At 60.8% G+C, this 16,006-nt stretch carries 13 protein-coding genes and 1 pseudogene; 9 read left to right on the forward strand and 5 right to left on the reverse strand.

Going from position 1 to position 16,006, the window contains the following annotated elements:
• Positions 1-29: 29 nt before the first annotated feature.
• The 4 genes from AC3EA7_RS17455 to AC3EA7_RS17470 all read left to right on the forward strand — a co-directional run bounded on the left by AC3EA7_RS17455 (position 30) and on the right by AC3EA7_RS17470 (position 2,533).
• Positions 30-299, forward strand: a complete 270-nt coding sequence (locus tag AC3EA7_RS17455; protein ID WP_488615350.1) for a DUF2203 domain-containing protein — start codon at positions 30-32, stop codon at positions 297-299.
• Positions 296-1,042: an HAD family hydrolase gene (locus tag AC3EA7_RS17460; protein ID WP_488615351.1), complete on the forward strand. Its 747-nt coding sequence runs from the start codon at positions 296-298 to the stop codon at positions 1,040-1,042. Before AC3EA7_RS17455 ends, AC3EA7_RS17460 begins: the two co-directional genes overlap by 4 nt.
• A 158-nt stretch (positions 1,043-1,200) precedes the next feature.
• Positions 1,201-1,944 (forward strand): hypothetical protein, encoded by a 744-nt coding sequence (locus AC3EA7_RS17465; protein WP_488615352.1) that lies wholly within the window; start codon positions 1,201-1,203, stop codon positions 1,942-1,944.
• Positions 1,913-2,533 carry an SH3 domain-containing protein gene (locus AC3EA7_RS17470; protein WP_488615353.1) on the forward strand — a complete coding sequence of 207 codons (621 nt, stop codon included), beginning with the start codon at positions 1,913-1,915 and terminating at the stop codon, positions 2,531-2,533. Before AC3EA7_RS17465 ends, AC3EA7_RS17470 begins: the two co-directional genes overlap by 32 nt.
• Before the next feature lie 851 nt (positions 2,534-3,384).
• Here AC3EA7_RS17470 and AC3EA7_RS17475 read toward each other — a convergent pair.
• Positions 3,385-3,609: a hypothetical protein gene (locus AC3EA7_RS17475; protein ID WP_488615354.1), complete on the reverse strand. Its 225-nt coding sequence runs from the start codon at positions 3,607-3,609 to the stop codon at positions 3,385-3,387.
• Between the two features lie 291 nt (positions 3,610-3,900).
• Here AC3EA7_RS17475 and AC3EA7_RS17480 point away from each other — a divergent pair, with 291 nt between their 5' ends.
• The 4 genes from AC3EA7_RS17480 to AC3EA7_RS17495 all read left to right on the forward strand — a co-directional run bounded on the left by AC3EA7_RS17480 (position 3,901) and on the right by AC3EA7_RS17495 (position 6,832).
• Positions 3,901-4,779, forward strand: a complete 879-nt coding sequence (locus tag AC3EA7_RS17480) for a vitamin K epoxide reductase family protein (protein ID WP_488615355.1) — start codon at positions 3,901-3,903, stop codon at positions 4,777-4,779.
• Positions 4,780-4,782: 3 nt separating this feature from the next.
• Entirely contained in the window at positions 4,783-5,754 is a 972-nt protein-coding gene (locus tag AC3EA7_RS17485; RefSeq protein ID WP_488615356.1) for a zinc ribbon domain-containing protein, read from the forward strand.
• Positions 5,747-6,313 carry an NUDIX domain-containing protein gene (locus tag AC3EA7_RS17490; protein ID WP_488615357.1) on the forward strand — a complete coding sequence of 189 codons (567 nt, stop codon included), beginning with the start codon at positions 5,747-5,749 and terminating at the stop codon, positions 6,311-6,313. The genes AC3EA7_RS17485 and AC3EA7_RS17490 overlap by 8 nt, the downstream gene beginning before the upstream one ends.
• 108 nt (positions 6,314-6,421) lie before the next feature.
• Positions 6,422-6,832, forward strand: coding sequence for a hypothetical protein (locus AC3EA7_RS17495; protein WP_488615358.1), 411 nt, complete (start codon positions 6,422-6,424; stop codon positions 6,830-6,832).
• Here AC3EA7_RS17495 and AC3EA7_RS17500 read toward each other — a convergent pair.
• The 4 genes from AC3EA7_RS17500 to AC3EA7_RS17515 form a co-directional block, all read right to left on the reverse strand.
• Positions 6,813-8,924 (reverse strand): glycogen debranching protein, encoded by a 2,112-nt coding sequence (locus AC3EA7_RS17500; protein WP_488615359.1) that lies wholly within the window; start codon positions 8,922-8,924, stop codon positions 6,813-6,815. The genes AC3EA7_RS17495 and AC3EA7_RS17500 overlap by 20 nt on opposite strands.
• Before the next feature lie 1,072 nt (positions 8,925-9,996).
• A complete protein-coding gene (locus AC3EA7_RS17505) occupies positions 9,997-11,829 on the reverse strand; it encodes an ABC transporter ATP-binding protein (RefSeq protein WP_488615360.1) in 1,833 nt (610 codons plus the stop codon).
• Positions 11,830-12,299: 470 nt separating this feature from the next.
• Positions 12,300-14,123 (reverse strand): ABC transporter ATP-binding protein, encoded by a 1,824-nt coding sequence (locus AC3EA7_RS17510; RefSeq protein WP_488615361.1) that lies wholly within the window; start codon positions 14,121-14,123, stop codon positions 12,300-12,302.
• Positions 14,124-14,211: 88 nt separating this feature from the next.
• Positions 14,212-14,382 carry a hypothetical protein gene (locus tag AC3EA7_RS17515; protein ID WP_488615362.1) on the reverse strand — a complete coding sequence of 57 codons (171 nt, stop codon included), beginning with the start codon at positions 14,380-14,382 and terminating at the stop codon, positions 14,212-14,214.
• A gap of 1,222 nt (positions 14,383-15,604) precedes the next feature.
• On the opposite strand from AC3EA7_RS17515, the pseudogene AC3EA7_RS17520 reads away from it, so the two are divergent.
• Positions 15,605-15,973, forward strand: a pseudogene (locus AC3EA7_RS17520) (hypothetical protein); the annotation flags it as partial.
• Between the last annotated feature and the right edge of the window lie 33 nt (positions 15,974-16,006).

Consider the following 16,006-nt stretch of genomic DNA (forward strand, 5'->3'; position numbering starts at 1 on the left):
TATTCAAGCAGTGCAGCAGAGAATGGACAATGGAATTGGAAGATAACCTGACGATCGAGGAGGCACGGCGTCTGATCGCCTACCTGCAATCCGAACTCGAACGCCAGCGCGCGCTGAATGCTGAAATGCGTCGCGCCGTCGCCGATATGGCGCGCGCATTCCAGGAGTCGCTGGCGCTGTCGCACCAGGCGGCGCAGGACGGCGATCTGGAGCGGGTGCGGCAGATTGTGATCGAAAATCGACGTATCTGGCAGGACTGGTTGCGCCAGATTGTTGAGGCTGCGGGGAGAAAGCCATGATCAGGGCGGTTGTGTTTGATATGGGCGGAACGCTGCTCGCATATCCGCGCCCCGGCAACGGAACCTGGCGCGCGTTCGAGGAGAGCGGTATTCGAGGTTTGTACCGCTATCTGGTGGCGCAGGGGCATCCGATTGCCGCCGAGGAAGAGTCCTTCGTTGCGCACATGTTCGAGCGGCTGGAGCAGGGATGGGAACAGGCGACCGGCGGGCGCATCAACCTGCGGGCCATCGACTGGATCGCCGCTGCCGCTGCCGACCACGAGCTGGCGCTCTCTGATGGCGCGCTGATCGAAGCTGTCCATCACTATGCCCGTCCGTTGCGCGACGGCGTCAGCGCCATGCCGGGCGCAGCGGCGGCGCTGGCGGAACTGCGGGCGCGCGACGTTCGGGTTGGTCTGATTTCCAACACCGTCTGGCCCGGCGACCTGCATCGCGAAGACCTGGCAACACTGGGGTTATGGCAGTTTATCGAGTATGCCGTCTTTTCAGGTGATTTCGGCATCTGGAAACCGAACCCGCACATTTTTCTGCATGTCCTCGAGCGCCTTGGCGTGAACCCGGCAGATGCCATCTTCGTCGGCGACAGCCCGAAGGAAGACATCCGCGGCGCACAGCAAGCAGGCATGCGCGCCATCTGGGTGCGCAGCCCGGAGTTTCCCCTGCCGCCCGACATCCATCCCGAGGCGATCATCAAGAATCCCGGCGAGGTCGTGCCGCTGCTTGAAAAAGCGGGGGAATTGTAGTCTTCAGCCTCTTGACCCGATACGTTGAAAGTGATAGCATAATAGCGTGGTGTCCATATTCCAGCCCTGATCTCTCCACAGGTCGGCATTACAGCCTGCGTTCCTTGACCTGGCAGGGGGGCTGAACCTTACCCTACCCGCTCAAGGAGGTATCGGCAATGAAGCCTGTTCTCCCTGATTCTGAGCGACCACGCACTTTTCTGATAGTGCTGCTGGCAGGTCTTACCGTAATGCTGGCGCTCGTTCCCCGCGTTGAGGCGCGAACAGATGAGCGTTGCTTCCCAGAAACAGGTTTCTGCATCTCTGGTCGTATCCGTGAGTTTTGGGAGCAAAATGGCGGTCTACCGGTGTTTGGCTTCCCCATCAGTCCCCTCCAGGAGGAACTGATCGAAGGCAGACCATTTCAGGTCCAATGGTTTGAGCGAAACCGTCTTGAACTCCATCCCGAGAATCAGCGTCCTTATGATGTTTTACTTGGTCGTCTGGGAGTAGACCGTCTGAATTCACAGGGACGCGACTGGTTTGCCTTTCCCAGAAGTGCGCCGCAACCAGGTTGTCGTTTCTTCCCCGAAACAGGGCACAACGTCTGTGGCGCTTTTTTATCATATTGGCGCACGAACGGACTTGAGCTCGATGGAAGACCTGGAAAAACGCCTGCCGAAAGCCTGGCTCTGTTTGGATTGCCATTGAGCGACGTGGTTGAGGAAACCCTCAGTGACGGCAAAACATACCAGGTTCAATGGTTCGAGCGTGCACGCTTTGAGCGGCATCCTGAAAATCCCCCACCGTATCAAGTTCTGCTCGGGTTGCTGGGGAGCGACGTTCGATCAGCCATCGGCCCAACCGGTATCACCGCCGGCGCCGGATGCAGTGGTAACCGGCAACGCGCTCACTGTTCGTGAAGGTCCGGGGACAGAGTATGCTGAGACGGGTCAGATTGGTCAGTCTGCAACACTCGATGTCATCGGTCAATTCAACAACTGCACCTGGCTTAAAGTGCGTGATCGCGCACAATCTCTGACCGGTTGGGTTCTGGCTGATGCGCAACAAGTAACGCTCGGGAAGCCGTGTAGCGCCATCCCTCCGGGTACATTTCGCCCCACGACTGGCGTGCTTCAACCTGGAGCACGACGCGATGGCATGGGGGAACTGACCGTCGAGAATGGGACTGAACGCGATGGCATCATCATTCTGACAATAAATGGCGTTCCTCAAGCCTCCGCTTATATCCGATCACGCGACTCGCTGACTCTGAGCGGTGTTACCGATGGCGTGTACACTATCTACTTCAGCACGGGATCTGAATGGAATGGCAGAGAATTCACAGTCAATGCCAGTTTTCGCAAATTCAGAGACACGCTCCGATTCGAGACCAGGGTGAGCGGTGATACGATCACGTACACGACGTGGCGAATAACCCTCCATCCGGTCGCAGGAGGAACCGCCGCTACCGACAACCTCAGCAGAGACAGTTTCCCGCGTGTGGATTAGGAGGCTGGCGGGTCGGCGCACATATGCAGCGATAAATGCAATCTTCGCAGCAGGATACGCCTCACCATGCGGATCAAGCATGCGTGTGGGCAACCTTCGCTTTAAGTGCGGGGCTGAAGACCCACTGCGTGACAATGCGTGATCTTCCGGTCGCTTAGATCTATACGACACGTTGTGCATCCTCCAGAAACGTTTGCATATCTGGCCGGAAAATGCACGGCGTCCTGATGCACATTTTTCCCTCATCTTTTTTCCACAACACATGACCCACACGTCTGATAGAGCAATCAACCAAAACCCGCACAATCAAGGATGTGGAGCGGCTGACATTCGCTTCGACCAGCTCAGCCGACGTCAGCCGCTAGACAGTCACCACGGGCAATGATTGGGCCACATCTGATTGATCGCTCTATGAGAGCGGCTTCCTGATGAAAAAAGGCCTGATCCAACACGCTCCCGCCCAACCGTGACGGTTTTTGAGACGATCATCTGGCATCGTCCGCGCCAGACCGCGTAGGCAGACGGCGCGGGGGACAGAAGTAGCGAGCTGAAGCCCACTCCCCGCCAGCGCAGCGCATACCCGCTCCAGCCCGCGCCGTCGGGGGACGCTACGGGCTGAAGCCCTTGCTGAGGACACCCAAGCCCCTGCGGGGCTGCGCCGAGGTAGACGCGGCGGGTACTAGAGCAGGAATGCGTCCAGCCCGCGCAAGCGGGCTTTGCTTCCTGTAGCCCGCCCCTTCCGCCGTCGGGCGACACGACGCATGCCGGATGATCGGGTGCATGGTGATCAACGCAAAGACGCAAAGGCGCGAAGGAGGGGCGGTTGGGTTGATGCCCATGATCAATCCGCTCTAGCCAATGCCGGCGAGTGGCGCGGCGGACGGCGGGGGCGGGCTACGCTTGCGGGTCGCATACCCGCTCTCACCCGCGCCGGCGGGCTTCGCGCCCGTCGCCCGCCCCTTCCGCTGCCAGGTGACACGGCTTCCTGGCATACCGACCCGCCACCGGTGTGAGGGCGCTTCAGCGCCCTTCGTTTCTTCAGCCCGACGCTTGAGCGTCGGGCGTGCGGGCTTCACGCCCTCTCATCTCGTCTGACTGACCGCAAGTTAGTATCAGTTCTCGGTTCTCGGTTCTCGCTTCTCGTTTCTCAGTTCTCGCTTCTCTACCCCATTCCCCTGCAACCGACGTACAATATCTTCAGGCGAAAGGAGGTAGCCATGCGTCATTTTGTGTTCATCTTCGCAATCGCCTGTACGTTGGCACTGAACCTGTCTTCTGTGTTCGCCGTCTCCACTGTGCGAGCCGTTCTCTTCTACTCCCCTCGTTGCGGACACTGCCACGTGGTCTTGACCGAGCACCTCCCCCCCGTGCAGCAACGATTCGGTGATCGGTTGCAGATTGTGATGATCAACGTCGATCAACCGCAGGGGGCGGCGCTCTACCGCGAGGCGATTTCCACATATGCGATCCCCGAAGCGCGGCGCGGCGTTCCAACCATGATCGTCGGCGATACGGTGCTGGTCGGTTCGGTCGAAATCCCGCAACGCCTGCCGGGTCTGGTCGAAACGCTCCTGGAGCGCGGCGGCAGCGACTGGCCCCCGCTGCCGGGACTCACCGATCTGTTGCCCGCAGAACCGACGGCGCCGCCGGCGGCGCCGTCTCCCTCACCTGCGTCTGCTGAGACGCCTCCCTTCCTGCGCGACATGCCCGCCAATCTGCTCGCCGTGGTTGTGCTGGCGGGGATGGCGCTTACCATCGCCTGGTCTGCCATTGCCTGGTCGCGTCCGGCACAGGCGCTGGCATCCTGGCGAGACCGATCAATTCCGCTGCTGGCGCTTGCCGGAATGGGGGTGGCGGCATACCTGACGTTTATCGAAACAACCGGCGCCGAGGCAGTGTGTGGGCCTGTGGGCAACTGCAACGTGGTGCAGCAGAGTGAGTTTGCCCGCATTTTCGGCGTCATTCCGGTGGGCATGGCGGGTATGGCAGGGTATGGCGCGATCCTGATTGCATGGATTGCGGCGCATGGTCTGCGTGGCGCTCCCGCTGAGCGCGCTGCCCTGCTGTTGCCAGTGCTGACGTTGATCGGCGCCTTGTTCTCGATCTACCTGACCTTCCTCGAACCGTTCGTGATCGGCGCCACGTGTCTATGGTGCCTGACATCGTCGGTCATTATGACAGGGCTATTGTGGCTCAGCATGCCGTACCGCCGGCGCTCGCCGGTAATCGAACGAACCCGGAGATGACGCATGCCCTCGTATGTTCGCACTTGCCCGTACTGCGATGCACTTCAGTCGCCGGAAGCGCGCTTTTGCCAATCATGCGGCAAACCGCTGCCACAGGACAGTCCTGCTCAGGTCTATGCTCCAACGCCTGCGCCGACTGCGCCATCTTCTCTGGCGCCACCAGAAGTCCTTGCGTATGCACGCTCGTACAGGAAGCCTGCGACTGAACCTCTGCCGGCTTTAGGGGCGCTGGCTGCCTTGTTCTTTCTCGGCGGGGCGATTGCTGCTGCCGTGAGTGGCGTATCCTCTTATCTTTACGCTTCTGGGCTGATTGGGGCAACCTTTCTTGTAACCTTCCTTTACTTCTGGTTGTTGGGCTGGAGCAACAGGCGTCGGGGGAAAGAGTTTCTGCAAAGCGGTCGTCCGCTCGTGGCGTGGGTGTACACACCAGAGGAATGGCAACAAGTGCGTCAGTATTTCTATGAACGCATGCGTAGCGACTCGCCACCCTACGGCTGTCTGCCTATCCTGTTCAGCGGAACCGGACTGCTTGTCGGCGTGCTGGTGGGAATGACCGACAGCAAGAGTCTGGACGAGGCGATAATAAGCGTCCTTCTTGGAACACTCACAGGCGCCGCAGTGGGCGGCATTCTGATACTTCCGACTTTTCTGACCAACCGATCTACCATCGAGAATATGCGACATCCAACCCCGCCAGCGTGCGTCGCATTGGGAAGAAACGAACTCTTTTACGATCGCGTATATCTGGACACAAGCATTCATCCCCTTGACAAGATTGCCGTAAAACGCCAACCGTTGCCCCACCTCGAAGTTATCCAGCGTTACGCAGGCGGTCGCACACACCGCTTGAGCATCGCCTACCACTTACCGTCCATCAATCTGCTTCCCCCGCGCATGGTGTCCGTCGTCGAGGAAGCGATCCCGCAGATCGCAACGGATGGACGAGCGTCTGCAAGCGAGGATTTCTATGACTGAACCATCAACGCCGCGCCCCTGGCAGCGCACCGCAGAGATTGTCGCAATCACATCGCCGTGGGTACGGATGATCGCCGAACGCTGGATTGATGATCACGGCAGGGAACTGGACTACTGGCGCGTTGAGCGTGTGCCGTCGGTTATCATCATCCCGATCTGGCGCGCCCATATTCTGCTGCCGCATCCGCAGTTTCGCCCCGGCGCAGGGCGCATGACTCTCGACCTGCCGGGCGGGCGCGTTCTGCCTGGCGCAACGCCACTCGACGCCGCGGCGCCAATCGTGCAGCGTGAACTCGGCATCCCGCCGGCGGCGATAACAACACTCGAATTGCTTAATGAACAGGGATGGATCATCAACAGTTCCTTCTCGAACCAGACACTCTTCGGCGTCATCGCAACGGTCAATGATGCAACCGACGTTCAGACGCCGCAGATCTATCGTTCGGTCCCCACCACGTTTCAGCACGTTGCAGACCTGATCAACGAACTGGAGTGTCTGCAATGCCGCGCCGTGCTGCAAGAATGGACCCTGCGACAGATCATGGCGAATGCATGGTGAGTACGTGTGTCATTTTTGCTCATGCTATCGTTCATGATTCCGAAGATGCGCATCATTGGCACACGGCGCGTCGTTGTTCATTCGACCAATAAAGAAGGAGCCATCACAATGACGACCAGAATCTCGAAGCCATTCGTCCTTGCCGCCGCCTTCGCACTCACCCTGTTCATTCTCGCCTGTGGGTTCAATGTCAGCACCGCCAACATTGCCGATGCATGGATGGCGACCGACGAGAGCGGGAGCACGCGGGTGACCTCCTACGGACCGTCTGACACGTTCTATGCAATCGTGGACCTGCGCAACGCGCCGGACACCACCAATCTCAAAGCGGTCTGGATAGCGGTCAATGTCGAGGGAGCGTCGGCAAATCAGGTGATCAATGAGACATCGGGCACGATGGGGAGCGGATTGTTGCACTTCAAGTTGACCAATGACGGCTTCTGGCCCAACGGACAGTACAAAGTCGATATTTACCTGAACGACAAACTCGATAAGACGGTCACATTCGAGGTTCGCTGAGGGTCAGCAACATTTCCTGCGTCGTTCGTGATCGCAGCACAACGACCGATCGGGCGCTGACCACATAGTAGGGCTGGCACACCTGCACTTCCTGCCCTGGTTCACGAATATCGTCGGGAGCGGGGCGCGCCGTGTCGATGACACGCCACCACCCTCCCGGCGCCTGCTCCTGGATTACAAAAACCAGCTCCCGCCAGTAGCCATTGATCATCACATACAGGTCGCAGTCGCCGACCGACACGCCACGCAGGCAGTAGGCGACGGCGTGTGAAGTGTACGACGTGTCGGGCGGACCGTTGACGCCGTACCAGTGGACATCATCGCGCCAGAAGCGGCTGCGGTGGATGGAAGGATGGGCTTTGCGGAACGCAATCAGCGTCTTGACAAAACGAAACATGTCGTAATTGCGCTCTAGCAGATCCCAATCGAGCCAGGTAATTTCATTGTCCTGATTATATGGGTTGTTGTTACCGCGCTGCGTATTCAGGAACTCGTCGCCAGCAGCGAACATCGGCGTACCGTTCGCCAGCATGAGCAGCGTAAAGAAATTCCGCGCCTGCCGACGACGCAGCGCCAGCACCTCCGGCGGCACGTGCTCGTCCCCTTCCCAGCCACAGTTCCAGCTAAAGTTCTGATCGGCGCCATCGGTGTTGTGATGACCGTTTGCCAGGTTATGCTTCCGATTATAGGAAACCAGGTCATAGAGACAGAACCCGTCGTGCGAGGTCACAAAATTGACGCTCTGCGTCGGGCGATATGAGTCGGCCAGCGTATCCGGGAACAGATCGTCGCTGCCATACAAGCGACACATCAGATCACCAACCTTACCGGGATCCCCCTTAACAAATGCGCGCACATCATCGCGAAACTTCCCATTCCACTGGCGCCAGGTCATACCGGGGAAAGCGCGTCCCAGCAGATAGGCGCTGATATCCCATGCTTCGGCGATCAACCGCACCCCGTGACGTTGAGCGAGCATGCTGATCTCGTGGATAAGCGCCGGATCCTCGTGATTGATCGTTCCATCCTCGTTGCGCGCCAGGATCGATGCCAGGTCGAAACGAAACCCATCGACGTGCATCGACTGAATCCAGGTCGTGAGGCTGTCGATGATCAGGGTGCGAACGGCCGGATCGGCGCAGCGCAACGTATTGCCGCAGCCGCTCGCGTTGATATACTGGCGTCGGTCGGACGTAAGCAGATAGTAACTTCGATTATCAATAGCGCGGTAGCAGTACGTCGGACCGCGCTCGTCCCCCTCGCTGGTATGGTTGTACACCACATCGAGCCAGACCTCGATGCCGGCGGCGTGCATGGCTTTGACCATGTCGCGGAATTCGCGGTGCGGATCGTGGACCGCATAGCCGTGATGGGGTGCAAAGAAGTTGAGCGTCATATAGCCCCAGTAACTGCCTTCCTGGGGATCGAATTGATGCACCGGCAGGAGTTCGATTGCTGTTACCCCTAGCTCCAGCAAATACGGAATTTTGCGAATCAGACCAAGGAATGTCCCCCGCTCCTCTGGTGCAACGCCCGAATTGGCGCGCGCGGTAAAGCCGCGCACATGCAATTCATAGACGATCAAATCGTGCGTGTGATACGGGCGCACATCGTTTTCCCAATCATACGATGGATCGCGGCGCGGCAGAACGCCAAGCGGTGCGCGGCCATCGTTCGGTCCCGGGCGCGCCGCCGCTTCCCGGCTGTAGTTCGGCGGAAAAAAAACTTCTGGTGCGTAGGGGTCGAGAACAATCTTCGTTGGATCGAAGCGATGCCCCTCCTCCGGCGCGCGGGGACCGTCCACTCGATAGGCGTAGTAGCGACCGCCAGGAATAGCGGCAGCGGGAACCCAGCAATGCCAGACATGATGAGTCTTATTGCGGCGCGGATCGAGGTGATGACGGTAGATCGGCGTCACGAAATCGTCGGCGCTGTAGATCAGCAGCGTCACACTGGTCGCGTGCCGCGAGAAGAGGGCGAAATTGTACCCTTCACCCGCCGAAACCCAGGTAGGACCAAAGGGCGCAGGCGAACCTTCGCTGCGCTCCCAGGCGGAAGGTTGATACCACAACGCCGATTCTCTGGAGAGCATACTGTACGATACCACAACGGCGCACAGCGCAATTCTGCGCGGCAGTCGCGTTGTGCGTGGCAGGCAAGAGGATTCTTCCCCCTATTATAGTGCGGTTTATGCCGGTCGAGAAACAAAAAAGCGCGTGTGAAAGAGTGGAGCGGCGGACGCTGGCTGCGACAGGCTCAGCCAACGTCCGCCGCAAGACGGTCACCACGGACAAGTATTGTGCAACATCGGGTTGATCGCTCTATAAGCCCGCACGCCCGACGCTCAAACGTCGGGCTAAGGGAACGAAGGGCGCTGAAGCGCCCTCACGCTGGTGGCGGGTCGGTATGCCGGGGAGCCGTGTCGCCCGGCAGCGGAAGGGACGGGGGAGGGGCGCGACGCCCGCCGGTGCGGGTGAGAGCGGGTATGCGACCCGCAAGCGTAGCCCGCCCCCGCCGTCCGCCGCGCCACCCGCCGGCACCGGCTAGAGCGGATTGATCATGGGCATCAATCCAACCGCCCCTCCTTCGCGCCTTCGCGTCTTTGCGTTGATTACCATGCACCCGATCATCCGCCATGCGCCTTGCGCCCGACGGAAGCCGCAGGCGACGGGCGTCACGCCCGCACGCCCGACGCTCAAGCGTCGGGCTGAAGAAACGAAGGGCGCTGAAGCCCTCACGCTGGTGGCGGGTCGGTATGCCGGGCGCCGTGTCGCCTGGCGGCGGAAGGGACGGGAGAGGGGCGCGACGCCCGCCGGTGCGGGTGAGAGCGGGTATGCGACCCGCAAGCGTAGGGCGGGCCTCAGCCCGCCCCCGCCGTCCGCCGCGCCGCTCGCTGGCGCCGGCTGGTGCTCGCCCGCGGCGGAAGCCGCAGGCGACGGGCGACAAGCCCGCCGGCGCGGTCTGGACGCATTCCTGCACCAGCACCCGCCGCGCCTGCCCTGGCGCAGCCCCGCAGGGGCTTGGGTGTCCTCAGCGAGGGCTTCAGCCCGCAGCGCCCCTCGCTGGCGCGGGCAGGGGCGGGCGATACCGGATTATGTTCTCAAAAACCATTCTTGTACAAATGACCGCGCATCAGTATGAGAATCGAGAACCTGACCTCACCCCTAACCCTTAACCTCCTCCGCAAACTGGAGTTGATACAGGCGATAGTAATAGCCGCGTTTCGCCAGGAGTTGGTCGTGCGAGCCATCTTCGACGAGGCGTCCTTTGTGCAGCACGAGGATGCGGTCTACATGGCGAATGGTCGAAAGCCGATGCGCAATCACAATACTGGTGCGCCCGTGGATCAGGCGTTCGAGCGCTTCCTGCATCAGCGCCTCGGTTTCGGTATCCACGCTCGATGTCGCTTCATCGAGGATGAGGAGCACTTCAGGGTTGAAGGCGATCGCGCGGGCAAATGCCAGCAACTGTCGCTGTCCAACCGACAGGTTGCTGCCGCGTTCGCGCACTTCGTACTCGTAGCCGCCGGGCAGCTGCTCGATAAACGGCGCCGCGCGCGCAATCTCGGCAGCGCGGCGCACCTGCTCATCGCTGATGCTGTCGTCGTGCAGGCGAATATTCGAGGCAATAGAACCGCTGAAGCACACCGGGTCCTGCGGCACGGCGCTCACATGGCGCCGCAACTCCGCCTGGCGCAGTTGCCGAATGTCGATGCCATCGAGTTTGATCGAACCACGCTGAATATCGTAAAAGCGCACCATCAGGCTGACCAGTGATGTCTTGCCGGCGCCGGTCGCTCCCACCACCGCCACCGCCTGACCGGCCGGGATGGTGAACGAAATGCCGCGCAGCACCCAGCGGTCGTCCGAGTCCGCCAGCCCTGAGCCGTCAGGACCGGCGACTTCGGCATCGTAGGTGAACCATACGTTCTCGAAAACGATCGTGCCGCGCACCGGTGACGGCAGCGAGCGCGGCTGCTCTGGATCGACGACCGTGGCAGGCGTGTCGAGCACACGGAAAATCCGTTCCGCCGATGCCATCGCCGACTGGAAGGTGTTGTAGCGTTCGGCGATCTGGCGGATTGGCTGAAATGCCTGGTCGGTATACTGAATGAACGCCACCAACATGCCAAGGGTTGCAATGTCCGCCAGCACCGCCTGACCGCCAAGGTAGAGGAGCAGCGCCATCGCCGTCACCGAAAGGAAGTTGATGAGCGGGAAAAAAACCGCAAAGGTCCGGTTCGACTCCAGTTGCGCCGCCAGATAATCGCGGCTCAATTTCGCAAAGCGAAGGCGGCTCTGCTCTTCGCGGTTGAACAATTGCGTCACCAGCACGCCGCTAATCTGTTCGTTCAGGAAAGCGTTGATGCGCGCAATCCGCTGCCGGACACGCCGGTAAACGCCGCGCATGATGTGCTGAAACACACTCGATGCCAGCATAACTGCCGGAAACATAATGAAACTGATCAACGCCAGACGCCAGTTCAATAGCAGCATCGTGATAACGATGAACAACAGGCGCACCAGGTCCCCCAGCAGCGCCACCGTCCCCTGAGTAATGAACTCATTGAGCGCATCGACATCGTTCGTCAGACGGGTGATCAGCCGTCCGACAGGATTGCGGTCGAAGAACGCCAGGCTCATGCGCTGAATGTGGCTGAAGATGCGGGTGCGGATATCGACCATTACCTGTTGCCCGACCGACTGCACAATATAGGTCTGACCGTAGCGAAAGCCAAAGGCAGCCAGCAGCGCGGCGGCGTACAACCCGAAAAGCGGCAGAACGCCAGCCGGATCGCGCGCAGCGATCGGACCGTCAATGGCCTGCTTGACAAGGAACGGCGGCGCAAGTTCCACGGCTGCGCCGCCGAACATCAGCGCCGTCGCCAGCGCAAGTCGCCGCCAGTACGGTGCAACGAACACCCCCAGGCGACGCACTAGCGTTGCGTCGTAGGCTTTCCCCAAAATCTCATCGTCATCGAATTGGGAGTGAGACATGCCTGGTCTCCTGAACATAATCCGCGAAGGGCGCGAAGGAACACGAAGGTGACAGGTAATCCGCCATTGCCATCGCTTCGCTGCGTAACGGCGCGGTCGAACGGGAGATGAGACAACCCTGCTCTCCTGCAACAATCCGCGAAGGGCGCGAAGGAACACGAAGGAGATATGCGTTGGCAATCCTGGTACGAAGCGTCCGTGCGTCGTTGCAATACCTTATACCACATCACAATCAGTCAGACAAAATGTTCGAGCGTTCATTATGCAAAGCGCAACGGTCAATATGCACCGGCAATCGTGTCGTGGACGCACGACCGCGCATCGGCATCAGCAGCCCCAGCGGGGCTTTCACTTGCCTCAGCGAGAGCTTTAGCCCGCAGCGCCCCGGCAACATGGTCCAAATGACCGCGCATTGGTATTACCTCGTGACGCTGCGTCGCTGCATGGTGCACCGTTGCGGTGCAACGGCGCTACTCATCTTCCAATTCGGCGCGCAGCAATTCACGGCGGTACATCTCGGCGTACCGTCCGCCGCGTTCGATCAATTCACGGTGGGTGCCGCGTTCAACGATCTCGCCGTTGTGCAGCACGGTGATCTGATCGGCATCTTTCACCGTTGCGATGCGCTGCGCGATAATAATGCCGGTGCGTCCTTTCATCATCGTGCGTAGACCGGCGAGGATCTCGGCAGCGGTGTGTGTATCGACACTCGATAACGCATCGTCGAGAATCAGGATCGCCGGGTCGCGCAGGATGGCGCGAGCGATGGCAGTGCGCTGCTTCTGCCCACCAGACAGCGTGACGCCGCGCTCGCCGATCAGGGTGTCGATCCCTTCCGGGAACTGCTCGACATCGTTGGCTAGCCGCGAGACGGCGAGGGCATGGGCGATCTGCTCCCCGGTCGCGTCTGGTCTGCCAAAGGTCACATTCTCGCGGATAGGCGTACTGAACAGAAACGTATCCTGCGGCACATAACCGATGCTGCGCCGCAGTGCGTCGAGCGGCAGGGTGCGCACATCATACCCATCGACCAGCACCTGCCCTTCGTCCGGGTCGCGCACCCGCGCCAGCAGGTTGACGAGGGTCGTTTTGCCGGCGCCGGTTGCGCCGACAATCCCCAGTGAACTGCCCTGCGGGATGCGAAACGAAATATGGCGCAGCACCCATTCTGGCGCGCCTGCGACGGGTGGATGGGCATGAGGCGCGAGCGCAGATGCATGCTGTGCGGAAGCATTGCCATTCGTATGCTGGTTGTATGCAAAGCGCAACCCGACGTTGCGAAACTCGACCTCTCCCTGAACCACGAAGTCGCGCGGCGCATCGGGCGGCGAGGCAATCGCAGGGCGGCGCTGCAACACCTCGCCAATGCGCACCAGCGACGCCGCTCCTTGCTGATAGAGGTCCACCGTCCAGCCGAGCGCGATAACGGGCCACGCGAGTTGCGCCAGGTAGGCGTTGAACAACACCAGTTCACCAACGGTCATCTCCCCGGCTGCGACCATCCGTCCGCCAATGAGCAGCACAAACGCACCAATCGTTCCCAACATCAAGCCGATAATCGGCCAGAGCATGCCGCTCAGCAGCACATAGCGCAAATTGAGCGCGCGGTAGCGTTCATTGGCTTCGCGAAACACGCGGATCTCGGCATCTTCCTGGGCATACGCCTTGATCGTGCGAATGCCGCTGAAGTTCTCCTGAGCGCGGGTTGAAATCTCGCCGAACTGATCCTGCACCTTGCGGAAGATCGCGCGCATACGTCCGCCAATGACAACGAACAACACCGCGACCATGGGCAGGAGCAGGACGACGATCGCGGCAAGCAACGGCTTCGTGAGAAACATGAATGTTGCGGCTGTCAGCAGCAGCAATGTCGAACTAAACAGGTTGCTGACGCCGGGACCGAGGAACATGCGCACTGCCGAGAGGTCGTTCGTCACCCGCGTCATCAGATCGCCGGTGTGCATCGTCGTGAAAAACCCCTGATCGAGCGTCAATAGTTTGGCGAACAACGCCTCGCGCATGTCGAAGTCGATTAGATGCGACGTGCCAATGATCTGAGTGCGCTGTCCGTATCGCAGCACGCCTTCGATCAGGGCAGCGAGCAGCAGCAATCCGCCGTATTGGAGCAGGCGATCGAGAACAACACCGCGTGTATTCAGGTCATCAACGGCAAAGCGCACAATTTGCGGAATCATTGCGGCAACGGCGGTTGCTGCCAGGGCGCACAGGGCGCCGATCAGCAACCGGCGCCGGTAGCGCCGCACAAAGGGCCAGATGCGACGGAATTGATCCATGGACGCACTCCCTTAAAGAGTACAAGCGCCGCCGGATGTCATCCCGCGACGCGGTTCGGTAAGTATAGCAGGAATCTTATCGTTGTGATCAGGACAATACGTTGCCCCCGGCGGAGAGCGCCTCGCGCACATCCATGCCGCCAAAGACGCACGGATCGGCGTCGGCGCCGCCTGCATTGGTCAACGCCGGGATGGTGGTGAAGACGGAGAAGCGATACATTTGATAGAAGCGCCCGGCCAGGCGGCACCCCCTCCCCATATCCCTCCCCCTTCAGGGGGGAGGCTTACAAATGTAGGTTTTTTTTAGAGTCATTTGTTGCTGAGCAGGCCGCTTAGTGGGTATCATCCCTCCTCACGAGTGATTGGAACAGGGAGGATGCAAGGCGCCCCACGAAGCGCTCCAGCAATGGAGAGAAACTGTTTCTCAGCACATGGGGCATCTGAGTCACCCTCAAGCAGTCATCTTGGCGCTCTGGAGCTTTGGGATGATAGTCGCCCGCTCTTGCGGTCTGACCACTAGAGCTGCTCCCCTGGCCGCTTAGAGCCTGTTATGCACTTCAGAGATAAACGTGGTATGCTTTCAGCATGACACGTCAACCCTATCCAAGCGATGTGAGCGACGCGGAGCGCTGAGCCGGTCGAAGCGAGGAGCGGGCCTTCGTCGCTTCGACCGGCTCAGCGCTCCGCGCTCCCTCCCTGACCTTCATGACCGAAGACGCCCCGCAGCGCGACCACTCGCTGCGCGAGGTCTTGAACGGATTGCGCTGGATCGTCCGCGCTTCGGCAGGCTCAGCGCATCGCACGGGAGCGCCCTGGCGCATGATGCCCAGCGCTCCGCCGCCGTGCGCCGTGGGGCGCCGTCTATCAGCAAACCCAGCGCTGGCTGAAGGCCGGGGTCTTTGCGACGCTCGTCCATGATCTGCGCGCGCTGTTGCGTGAAATCGAAGGGCGCGCGCCTGCGCGCTTCGACCGGCTCAGCGCACCGCCGCGTGCGGTGATCGTTGACGCGCGCACGATGCAATCGCCCCCCCTGCCCCCCCCCGCAGGGGGGGCGCAGCGCGCGCCGGCGATGACGGGCATCAACGTCCCCCCCTTTCCCCCCCCGCATGTGGGGGGAGAAAGGGGGGGCGGCAAGGTCCACGTGGCGGTTGATACGCTGGGCCAGTTGCTGGCCGCGATGCGCTGAGCCTGCCGAAGCGCCTGCGCTGAGCCTGCCGAAGCGCCTGCGCTGAGCCTGCCGAAGCGTGGTCGTCACGCCCACCAACGAACAGGAACGCGCGCGATGCGCTGAGCCTGCGTGCGCTGAGCCTGCCGAAGCGTCGAAGCGCAGGTCGCCGCGCGCTGCGCTGAGCCTGCCGAAGCGCCTGCGCTGAGCTTGTCGAAGCGTTGGCGGAACAGGTCCACGCTTCGACGCGCTCAGCGCACTGCGCCGTCACGGGCGAGTCGGTCGAAGCGGCGCCTGAGCCTGCTTGCGCTGAGCCAGCCGAAGCGTCGAAGTGGCGTTCGTCGACCAGGGCGATACAGGGGAACAACCGGCGGCCGACGCCCACGCCCACGGCATCCGGCTGGAGGTCGTTAAGCTGTCGGAAGCCAAACGCGGCTTCGTGCCGCTGCCGCGCCGCCGGGTCGTTGAGCGAGGCTTCGCCTGGCGAAGCGCTGAGCCGGTCGAAGCGATGGCGCGCTTTCGCCGGCTGGCGCGCGATGATGAGTGGTTGCCGGAGACCTTGGCGGGATTGCATGTTCTGGCCTTTGCGATGCTCATGCTGAAGCGATGCGCTGAGCCTGCCGAAGCGCGATGCGCTGAGCGGGTCGAAGCGCGGTTCATTACCGTTATGCTCGAAAGTACATAACAGGCTCTAGCGTCAAACAAGGGATGCGGCAAG

The sequence above is a fragment of the Roseiflexus sp. genome, from assembly GCF_057785375.1.